Here is a 9,897-nt window from a genome sequence, read left to right on the forward strand (position 1 = left end):
GCCGATGGTACTGCACTCGTGAGGGTGTGGGAGAGTAGGACGCCGCCGAGCATACTTCGACCCTCAGGGGCACTCGTTAATTCGAGTGCCCCTGAGGGCTTTTTGCGTTACGGTCCGGTCGTGGCCGAGGTGACGAGACACGACGACCTGGCGGAGTTCTGGGCGTTGACCGGTGACTTCTACAACGCCGACCCCGTGTTCCACACGATCCCGATCGCGGCCGTCGACCGCAGGCTCAACCACGCCGACCCGGGGGACGAGCCACCGCTGCTGGTCAGCGTCTCCGAAGACGGCGTCCTGGTGGCCGCGGCACTGCGCACGCCGCCGTGGCCGTTGACGTTGAGCGGTGTCTCGCCGGAGTGGGCCGAGGTCGTCGCGGACGCGTTGGCCGGTGACGTGGAACTGCCCGGCGTCAACGGTCCGCGCGACTCGGTGGAGGCGTTCGTCGTCGCCTGGGCCGCCCGGACCGGATGTGGCGCCCGTGAGCACATGGCGCTGCGCCTGTACGAGCTGGGCGACCTGGCCGTCCCCGACGTTCCCGGCACCCCACGCCTGGCGACCCTGGACGACATCCCGCTGCTCAGCCGCTGGCGCACCGAGTTCGGGGTCGAGGCGACCGCGCAGGCCCGTGACGAGAACAGCGACGACCGCGCCCGGCTCATGCTGCGCATCAGCTTGACGGCCGGGCACGGCCACGTGATCTGGTACCACGGCGACACGCCGGTGGCTTGGGCGGCGGCGAACGCGCCCGCGTCCGGGATGTCCCGCATCGGCCCCGTCTACACGCCGCCCGAGCACCGCAGGCACGGCTACGGCGCGGCCGTCACGGCGGCGTGCGCGTCGTGGGCACGGGAGAACGGCGCGGAGCACGTCGTGCTCTACACCGACCTGGCGAACCCGACCTCGAACTCGATCTACCAGCGGATCGGGTTCCGGTCGGTGGTCGACTCGGCGGAGTTCGTGTTCACCCCCGCCGGTGGCTGAGCAGGTCCCCCGGCTGGCAGTCCAACACCTCGCACAGGGCGGTCAGCGTGCTGAACCGGATCGCCCTGGCCCGGCCGTTCTTGAGGATCGACAGGTTCACCACGGTCACGCCCACCCGATCCGCCAACTCCGTCAAGGTCATCCCGCGCTCGGCCAGCAGCCGGTCGAGGTGCACCTGGATGCTCACACGGTTCCCTCCAGGTCGGCGCGCATCTCCGCGCTCGTGCGCATGATCTTCGCAAGCGACAGCAGCGCCATGCCCGTGATGACCGCCCACCACGGCGCCTCCCACTCGCCGAAGAAGGCCATGAACCCCGCGTCGAACGTGACGGAGGCGTGCACCAGCGTGGTCCGCGCGATCGACTCGACCATCGCCACCGTCGGCAGCACCCACAGCAGGTAGTGGCCGAGGTGGCGTACGCCCGCTGCCGTTTCCGCCGTGTAGATGCCGTGGCGTGCCGCATTACGCAGCAGCAGCACGAGAAGCAGCAGCGCGGCCGTCTGCGCGAGCGGCACCGGGCCTTCGGACAGGAAGCCGAGCACGTGGTGCCACGGTTCCGGGTCGTCGACGCACAGCGTGACCCGGTTGACGTCGTCCAGCCGCACGCCCGCGGCCAGGTCGTGGCCCTCGGCGTCGTGGGGCCAGTACTCGGCCGTGAAGCACACCGGCTTGAACAAGCCGACCGTGAGCCGGAACGCGGTGGCTGCCCCGTACCCGAACAGGCTCAGTGCCAACGCGAACGACGCCAGACCGGTCAGCGGCTCTAACGGGTTCCCCCTCGACATGACATGCCCCCCGCGTATCGTTTATCGATGTTATCGAGAAACGATACCCTCGCAGACCTCGCGCGTCACGGGCCGGTTGCGGCCGTGGGAGGAGAACACCAGGGACGTGGTCGTGTCGCCGTACCGCTGGGCCTGCTCCACGAACGCCTCCAGCTCGACCATCGACCGGCACACCACGCGCAGCAGCCAGCAGTCGTCCCCGGTCACGTGGTCCGCGTCGCGTACCTGCGCCAGCGTCACCACGCGTTCCCGGAACCGGGGTGTGTCCAGGCTGCGCACCCGCACCCGGACGATGGCCTCGATCGGCAGCCCGAGCCGGTGCGTGTCGACCACCGCGACGTACCCGGTGACGATCCCGGCCTGTTCCAGCCGCCGCACGCGCTCGGTCGTGGCGGGCGCGGACAGGGAGACCCGCTTGGCCAGCTCGGTGAACGTCATCCGGCCGTCGCGCTGGAGCAGGTCCAACAACTTCCAATCCAGATCGTCCAGTTCCACCGTGGAATCGTAAGCGGAACCCCGGTAACGCCTGGAGTTCTCCATGGGGAAGAACACGCTGGTCAGCAACGATTTACTCATGACCAACACGCTCCGCTTCCCCGCCGCCGACCCCGCTGACGCCGCCGCGTTCTTCGCCGCGGAACTGGCCTTCGAGGCCGACCCGGACGACGTGGTCCGCGATCTGGAGGCAGGTACGACCGAGGGCTTCCAGCTGGTCGAGACGCGCAGCCCCGAGGCGTTCGCGCGCGTCCGCATCCCCGGCGCGATCAACCTCCCGCACTGGAACGTGGACGAGACGACGACGGCCGGCTGGGACCGCGACCTCGTCTACGTCTGCTACTGCGAGAGCTTCGAGTGCAACGCCGCCACCAAGGGCGCGCTCAAGCTGTCGCGGCTCGGGTTCAAGGTGAAGAGGCTGGCCGGTGGCATCACCACGTGGCACGCGTCGGGCTACCCCGTGGAGGGCGACGCCGTGGCGGGCGCCGAACACGTGAGCCTGCACGGGGTGTCCTGCGACTGCTGACTACCCTCGGACGGGTGACGCGCCTGCTCGTGCTGCAACCCGATGCCGATGACCCGCCCGCCCGCCTCGGCGAGTGGTTGACCGCCGCCGGGGCGGTGCTGGACGTGGTGAAACCGTACGAAGAGCCGGTGCCGGCCACGCTCGACGGCTACCAGGGCGTGGTCTGCCTCGGTGGCGCGATGGGTGCGCTGGACGACGCCGGACACCCGTGGCTCGCCGATGTGCGCAAGCTGCTGTCGCACGCGGTGTCCCGGCGCGTGCCGCTGCTCGCGATCTGCCTGGGCGCGCAGCTGCTGGCCGCGGCGACCGGTGGACAGGTGCGCCGCAGTCCGGCGGGGCCCGAGGTCGGCGTGCAGCTGGTGGCCAAGCGGGACGCGGCGAGCGGTGACCCGTTGTTCGCCGACCTGCCGTGGACGCCGGACGTGCTGCAGTTCCACGAGGACGAGGTCGGGCTGCTGCCGCCGACGGCGCTGCTGCTGGCGTCCTCGCCGAAGTGCGCCAACCAGGCGTTCCGCGTGGGTGACCGCGCCTATGGCGTGCAGTTCCACATCGAGACCACGCCGGACGTGGTTCTCGGCTGGGCGGCGGGGTACCCGGAGGTGGTGGGAGGTGTGCGTCCGGAGGTGCTCGACCCGGATCGGCTCACCGCGGGTCACGAGGACATTCGGGAGGTGTGGCAGCCGTTCGCCGAACGATTCGTGCGCTTGGCCTCCGGTGAGCTGACGATCCACCGGAGCCTGCCGTTGGTGTGATGAACCTCCACCGAGGTGAGCGTTCATCGCTTGGACAGGTAGCGTTCACCTCGTCGTTGTGAGTGTTCATCGGCCAGACGGGTAGCGTTTACCTTCGACTGTGTCGATTCAGTTGGAGGAATCAGCGTGGATGCCTCGCTCCTCGTGATCATCGTGGTCGTCACGGCCCTGGTTTTCGACTTCACCAACGGCTTCCACGACACGGCGAACTCGATGGCGACCTCCATCGCCACCGGTGCGCTGCGGCCACGCACGGCCGTCGCGTTCTCCGCGGTGTTGAACCTGGTGGGAGCGTTGCTGTCGGTCGAGGTGGCCAAGACCATCTCCGGCGGGATCGTCGACGACGCCAGAATCACGCCCGCGATCGTGTTCGGTGGGTTGATCGGCGCGATCATCTGGAACCTGGTCACCTGGTACGTCGGGCTGCCGTCGAGCTCGTCGCACGCCCTGTTCGGCGGTTTGATCGGCGCGACCTGGATCGCGGCGGGCGCCGACGCGGTGCACTTCGCGAAGGTCGTGGACAAGGTCGTGGCGCCCGCGATCGCCGCGCCGCTGGTGGCGGGCATCGTGGCGATGCTGGCCACCTACCTGACCTACCGGCTGACCAAGCGGGCGCGGAAGTCCGTGACGGACAAGGGTTTCAAGGCGGGCCAGATCGCGTCCGCCGCGCTCATGTCGCTGGCGCACGGTACGAACGACGCGCAGAAGACGATGGGCATCATCACGCTCACGCTGATCACCGCCGGGACGCTCGCGCCCGGCTCGGAACCGCCGATGTGGGTGATCCTGAGCGCGGCGATCGCCATCGCGCTGGGCACGTACCTGGGCGGGTGGCGCATCACGAAGACCCTGGGCTCGGGCCTGACCACGATCGAGGCACCGCAGGGCTTCGCCGCGCAGACCAGTGCGGCGACCGTGATCATGGCGTCCTCGCACCTGGGTTTCGCGCTGTCCACCACGCACGTCGCGTCCGGCGGCATCATGGGCTCCGGCCTGGGCCGCCGGCGTGACGGGGTGCGGTGGGGCGTGGCGGGGCGGATGGCCGCGGCGTGGGGGTTGACGCTGCCGGCGGCGGGCCTGGTCGGCGCGCTCGCGGGCAAGATCGCTTCGCTGGGCACGGCCGGCGTGGTCGCCGTGGCGGTGGTCGGTGTGGTCGTGTCGCTGGTGATCTGGCTGCTGTCGCGCCGTGAGCCGGTGCGGCCCGAGCACGTGGTGGACGAGATCGCGGCGCAGGCCGAGACGCACAAGGTGGCGGTGTGAAGATCGACTGGGCGGCGTTGGGCGCCGTGTTCGGGGTGAGCCTGGCGGTGGTGCTGGGCCTGGTCCTGCTGTTCTCGGGCGGGCTGAAGGCCCTCTCGGCGCGGGAGGCGGCGCAGGAGCGGCAGGCGTCCACGGCGCTGCCGACGGTCGCCGCCGCGGCCTGCCTGCTGGCGTGCGTGATCGTGGTGTTGTTCGGTATCTACTTGATCGTGGCCGGCTGAACGACTCCCGGGGCCTCGCGGCCGACTACCGTGTTCGTCGATGACCGATCCAGCCCGCCTCCCCACGTCCCCCGCGCGGTTCGGCCTGACCGAGTCGCGCAGCGGTGAGCACCTGCACGCGGCCGGCTGGTGGGAGGGACGGCGGCCGAGCGAGGGCAACGAGCCGGTCCTGGTGGCGTTGTCCCGCAGTCCGGACCCGGACCTGGCGCTGCGCGGCGTCGACCGGTTGCGGGTGGCGCTCGGTGAGCGGTGGACCGAGCTGGACCAGGCGTTGCGGGACGACGAGGCGTTGCGCGGTCGGCTGCTGGCGGTGCTGGGGTCGTCCACCGCGCTGTCGGACTTCCTGGTCGCCAACCCCGACCGCTGGCGCGGGCTGGCCGACGCCGAGCCGGTGGACGCGGAGTCGTTCGCGCCCACGCTGGTCGCCGCGGTCGAAGGGCTGACCGGCACGGACGCGGTGCGGGCGTTGCGGGTCGAGTACCGGGCGCTGCTGTGCCGGATCGCCGCCGACGACCTGGCGCACGTGGTCGAGCCCGAGCAGCGGTACATCAACTACGACGACGTGGCGAGCCTGCTGTCCGACCTGGCGGTGGCCGCGCTGCGGGCCGCGCTGGACGTCGCCGCACGGCAGGTGCCGCGGTCGGACGAGTGCCGGCTCGCGGTCATCGCCATGGGCAAGTGCGGCGCGCGGGAGCTGAACTACGTCAGCGACGTGGACGTGGTGTTCGTCGGCGAGGGCGACCTGGGGGTGGCCACCCGGCTGGCGGGCGCGGTGATGCAGGTCGCGGGCCAGGCGTGCTTCGAGGTGGACGCGGCGCTGCGGCCGGAGGGCAAGGCGGGCGCGCTGGTGCGCACGCTGGACGGCCACGCCACCTACTACCAGCGGTGGGCGCGGACGTGGGAGTTCCAGGCGCTGCTCAAGGCCCGGCCGGTGGCCGGTGACGACGAGCTGGGGCAGCGGTACATGGACGTGGTGCGGCCCCTGGTGTGGACGGCCGCCGAACGGGAGAACTTCGTGCCCGACGTGCAGGCCATGCGCCGCCGCGTCGAGGACCACGTGCCCGCGGGGCTGACCGACCGGGAGCTGAAGCTGGGCCGCGGCGGGCTGCGGGACGTCGAGTTCGCCGTGCAGCTGCTGCAGCTCGTGCACGGTCGCGCCGACGAGGAACTGCGCATCACCACGACCACGCAGGCGTTGGCGGCGTTGGGGCGCGGCGGGTACATCGGTCGGGCGGACGCCGCAGACTTCGGTCGCGCCTACCGGTTCCTGCGCACGTTGGAGCACCGGTTGCAGTTGCAGCGACTGCTGCGCACGCACCTGTTCCCGGCCGACGACGACGTGGCGGCGCTGCGGTGGTTGGCGCGGGCGGCCGGGTTGCAGGCCGAGGGCGGGCTGTCGGAGAGCCAGGTGCTGCTCGCCGAGTTCCGCAAGCGCGCCAACCAGGTGCGCAGGCTGCACGAGAAGCTGTTCTACCGGCCGCTGCTGGAAGCCGTCGCGAAGGTGCCGACGGAAGGGCTGCGGTTGACCACGTCCCAGGCCGCGGCCCGACTGTCCGCGCTGGGTTATGCGGCGCCGGACGGCGCGTTGAAGCACATCGAGGCCCTGACCAGGGGCGTTTCCCGGCGGGCACGGATCCAGACGGCGTTGCTGCCGGTGTTGCTGGACCTGTTCGCCACCACGCCCGACCCGGACCGGGGGCTGCTGGCGTACCGGAAGGTGTCCGAGGCGTTGGCCGAGACGCCCTGGTACCTGCGGCTGCTGCGCGACGAGGGCACGGTGGTCGACCGGCTGGCGGCACTGCTGGGCACCTCGAAGTTCGTGCCCGACCTGCTGGTGCGCGCGCCGGAGGTGCTGCCGCTGCTGGCCGACACCGACGCGCTGGTCGGCCGTGACCCGATGACCATCGGCAACCCGCTGCGCAGCGCCGTGTCCCGGTACAGCGACCTGGACCGCGCGGTGACCGCCGCCCGTTCCCTGCGCCGCCAGGAAGTGCTGCGGGTGGCGTCGGCGGACCTGCTCGGACTGGTGCCGCTGCGGACGGTGTGCGTGTCGCTGTCCGAGGTGTGGGTGGCGGTGTTGCAGGCGGCGCTGGACGCGGTGGTGCGGTCCGCGGGTGAGCGGTTGGCGTCGATCGCGGTCATCGGCATGGGCCGGCTCGGCGGGCGTGAGCTGGGGTACGGGTCGGACGCCGACGTGATGTTCGTGTGCGAGCCCGCGGCGGGCGTGACCGACTCGGACGCCGCTCGGTACGCCTCCTCGGTGGTGGAGCACGTGCGGCGGCTCCTCAGCGCGCCCAGCCAGGACCCGCCGCTGCAGGTGGACACCGACTTGCGGCCGGAGGGCAGGCAGGGGCCTTTGGTGCGCACGCTCGACTCCTACCGGGCCTACTACGCGCAGTGGGCCGAGCTGTGGGAATCGCAGGCGCTGCTGCGGGCCCGGTGCATCGGCGGTGACGCGGACCTCGGCGCGCGGTTCATCGAGTCGGTCGACCCGGTGCGCTACCCGGCGAAGGGCCTGGACACGGGTGCCGTGCGGGAGATCCGGCGCATCAAGGCACGCGTCGAGGCCGAACGGCTGCCGCGCGGCGCCGACCCGTCCACGCACACCAAGCTGGGGCGCGGTGGGCTGGCGGACGTCGAGTGGACCGTGCAGCTGCTGCAGCTGCAGCACGCGTTCGAGGTGCCGGGGCTGCGCACGCCGTCGACCGTGCGCGGGCTGCGTGCCGCCACGGAGGCCGGGCTGGTGTCGGAGGACGACGCGGCGGCGTTGACCGACGCGTGGGTGATGGCGACCAGGGCGCGCAACGCCGTCGTGCTGGTCCGGGGCAAGGCCGGTGACCAGCTGCCCACGGCCGGACGCGACCTGGCCGCGGTGGCGTCGGCGATGGGGCACGTGGGCGACCCGGGTGGGTTCCTGGACTCCTACCGGCGCACGGCGCGGCGGGCGCGGGCCGTGATCGAGCGCATCTTCTACGGTTCCTGAAGACTGGGGTGCGTGAAAGCGATCGCGCAGACCGAATTCGGAGATGCCGAAGTCCTCGTGGAGCGGGAGCTGCCCGACCCGCCGATCGCGTTGGACCAGGTGTTGGTCGAGGTGCGTGCCGCCGGGGTGAACCCGGTCGACCGGCTGGTGCGCATGGGGTACGTGGCCAGTTCGATGCCGTGCCACTTCCCGCTGGTCCCGGGCTGGGACGTGGCCGGGGTGGTGCGTGCCGTCGGGCCCGCGGTGGACGGGTTCGCCGTCGGTGACGAGGTGTTCGGCTACCAGCGCAAGGACCACGTGCAGCACGGGACGTACGCGGAGCTGGTCGCGGCCACCGAGCGCGGGTTGGCGCACAAGCCGGCGTCGTTGTCGTTCGAGGAGGCGGGCGGGCTCGCGCTGACCGGGCTGACCGCGTTGCAGGCGTTGCGCAAGGTCGGGGTGTCGTCCGGCGACACGGTGCTCGTGCACGCCGCGGCCGGTGGTGTCGGGCACCTGGCCGTGCAGGTGGCGCGGATCCTCGGCGCGTCACGGGTGATCGGGACGGCGTCGCCGCGCAACCACGACTTCCTGCGGTCCCTCGGCGTCGAGCCGGTGGCCTACGGTGACGCGCTGGTGGACAACGTGGCCGAGCTCGTCGGCGGCGACGGGCTGGTCGACGTGGCGTTCGACTGCGTGGGCGGCGCGGCGCTCAACGACTCGCCCGCGCTGGTGCGCGACCCGGCCCGGATCGTGTCCATCGTGGACACCAACGTGCTGGAGCTGGGTGGCCGCTACGCCTACGCCAAGCCGGTGCGTGAAGACCTGGACTGGCTGGCAGGGCAGGCGGGCTCGGGGGAGTTGCAGGTGACCGTGCAGCAGACGTTCCCGCTGGCGCAGGCCGCCGAGGCGCACCGGCTGCTGGAAGGCAGGCACGTGCGGGGCAAGATCGTGCTGACGGTGTGACGAGCGGTGAAGGGCCCCCGTCGAGCGCGGGGGCCCTTCGGCTGCCTCACTCCTCGTCGACGGTCGGGACCGAGGTGAGCAGTTCGACGATCCACTCCTCGACGAGCGTGTCGTCGGAGTCCTCGTCCTGGACGAGGCGGTTCGACACCCGGACACCGAGACCGAGCACGTCGGCGGCGCCGATCGCCTCGATCGCCTCGGCGGCGGAGTCGAAGATGTTGGTGGACAGCACCTGGGCGGGGGTTGCGACGTCATCAGACACGGGCGCGACCCTAACCGCCCACCTCGATCGGGGGACGGGCAGCCCTGCTGTCGCGGCGTGTTCATCGGGGGCTACGGACCGTCGATCCAGGGCCGCTGCGCATTGACTATTGGTGTTCCTTATGCCGAGACTAACGACACTCATGGGGGAGATTCACGTTCGCACGCGTGCGCCCGGACGAAGGACGTCATGGACGACGAGACCCACCGCAAGAAGAGCAGCGCGGCTCTGAAGATCAGCTTGGTCATGCTCGGCGTGCTGGTCCTGCTCGGGGTGATCCAGGCGGTCACCGCCGGCACGGTCGGCGTCGGCGCGTTGAGCTTCGACCTGCGCGAAACCTCCTCGACGGCCCCCACCTCGCGGACGAGCACGTCGGACGACACCACCGGCGGCCTGGACGGCGCGGTCGGCACGGCACTGTCGTCCCCTTCTCCCGAGTCAGAGGAAGAGGCCGCGCCCAGTGTCGACGCCAAGGTGCTCACGGGGTCGTGGAAGCAGGCACGCGGCCTGCTCACCGTGGAAGTCACCAAGGTCGAAAACCTGGGCGGCCGCCTCAAGGTGTTCGTCACCGCCATAAACGCCAGCACGGCGAAGATGGACCTGCCCGTCGCGTCCGTCTCGGTGGTGGACGACGCGCAGCGCGACTACGGCGCGTCCCTGTCGACGAGCCGGTGGTCCGGGTTGAT

Annotated in this window: 12 protein-coding genes; 8 read left to right on the plus strand and 4 right to left on the minus strand. The window is 71.2% G+C overall.

Annotation, left to right across the window (positions count from 1 at the left end; all coding sequences use genetic code 11):
* Positions 1-120: 120 nt before the first annotated feature.
* Positions 121-984: a GNAT family N-acetyltransferase gene (locus A6A25_RS35975; RefSeq protein ID WP_083668939.1), complete on the plus strand. Its 864-nt coding sequence runs from the start codon at positions 121-123 to the stop codon at positions 982-984.
* On the opposite strand, the gene A6A25_RS35980 is transcribed toward A6A25_RS35975, so the two are convergent.
* The 3 genes from A6A25_RS35980 to A6A25_RS35990 are packed head-to-tail and all read right to left on the minus strand — an operon-like array spanning position 965 to position 2,265.
* Complete coding sequence (locus A6A25_RS35980) at positions 965-1,171, minus strand: helix-turn-helix domain-containing protein (protein WP_073897992.1); 207 nt, start codon at positions 1,169-1,171, stop codon at positions 965-967. The two genes, A6A25_RS35975 and A6A25_RS35980, sit on opposite strands and share 20 nt — an antisense overlap.
* On the minus strand, positions 1,168-1,770 hold the full coding sequence (locus A6A25_RS35985; RefSeq protein ID WP_073897994.1) for a hypothetical protein: 603 nt from the start codon (positions 1,768-1,770) through the stop codon (positions 1,168-1,170). Before A6A25_RS35985 ends, A6A25_RS35980 begins: the two co-directional genes overlap by 4 nt.
* A gap of 30 nt (positions 1,771-1,800) precedes the next feature.
* Positions 1,801-2,265, minus strand: coding sequence for an Lrp/AsnC family transcriptional regulator (locus A6A25_RS35990; protein WP_073898049.1), 465 nt, complete (start codon positions 2,263-2,265; stop codon positions 1,801-1,803).
* Between the two features lie 79 nt (positions 2,266-2,344).
* Here A6A25_RS35990 and A6A25_RS35995 point away from each other — a divergent pair, with 79 nt between their 5' ends.
* The 6 genes from A6A25_RS35995 (at position 2,345) to A6A25_RS36020 (ending at position 8,949) form a co-directional block, all read left to right on the plus strand.
* A complete protein-coding gene (locus tag A6A25_RS35995; RefSeq protein ID WP_073897996.1) occupies positions 2,345-2,791 on the plus strand; it encodes a rhodanese-like domain-containing protein in 447 nt (148 codons plus the stop codon).
* A 14-nt stretch (positions 2,792-2,805) separates the two neighbouring features.
* Positions 2,806-3,543 (plus strand): type 1 glutamine amidotransferase, encoded by a 738-nt coding sequence (locus A6A25_RS36000; protein ID WP_073897998.1) that lies wholly within the window; start codon positions 2,806-2,808, stop codon positions 3,541-3,543.
* Between the two features lie 126 nt (positions 3,544-3,669).
* Positions 3,670-4,803 carry an inorganic phosphate transporter gene (locus A6A25_RS36005; protein WP_073898000.1) on the plus strand — a complete coding sequence of 378 codons (1,134 nt, stop codon included), beginning with the start codon at positions 3,670-3,672 and terminating at the stop codon, positions 4,801-4,803.
* A complete protein-coding gene (locus A6A25_RS36010; RefSeq protein ID WP_073898002.1) occupies positions 4,800-5,024 on the plus strand; it encodes a hypothetical protein in 225 nt (74 codons plus the stop codon). Before A6A25_RS36005 ends, A6A25_RS36010 begins: the two co-directional genes overlap by 4 nt.
* A gap of 40 nt (positions 5,025-5,064) precedes the next feature.
* Complete coding sequence (locus A6A25_RS36015) at positions 5,065-8,007, plus strand: bifunctional [glutamine synthetase] adenylyltransferase/[glutamine synthetase]-adenylyl-L-tyrosine phosphorylase (protein ID WP_073898004.1); 2,943 nt, start codon at positions 5,065-5,067, stop codon at positions 8,005-8,007.
* A gap of 12 nt (positions 8,008-8,019) precedes the next feature.
* Positions 8,020-8,949, plus strand: a complete 930-nt coding sequence (locus tag A6A25_RS36020) for an NADP-dependent oxidoreductase (protein WP_073898006.1) — start codon at positions 8,020-8,022, stop codon at positions 8,947-8,949.
* A gap of 46 nt (positions 8,950-8,995) precedes the next feature.
* Here the strand turns inward: A6A25_RS36020 and A6A25_RS36025 are convergent, their stop codons facing one another.
* Positions 8,996-9,211: a hypothetical protein gene (locus A6A25_RS36025; RefSeq protein ID WP_073898008.1), complete on the minus strand. Its 216-nt coding sequence runs from the start codon at positions 9,209-9,211 to the stop codon at positions 8,996-8,998.
* Positions 9,212-9,400: 189 nt separating this feature from the next.
* Between A6A25_RS36025 and A6A25_RS44395 the strand changes: the two genes are divergently transcribed.
* On the plus strand, positions 9,401-9,897 hold a 497-nt coding region (locus A6A25_RS44395), incomplete at its 3' end, for a hypothetical protein (RefSeq protein WP_198932972.1).

Origin of the sequence: Saccharothrix sp. CB00851, assembly GCF_001905065.1 — a bacterium.
GTDB lineage: Bacteria > Actinomycetota > Actinomycetes > Mycobacteriales > Pseudonocardiaceae > Actinosynnema.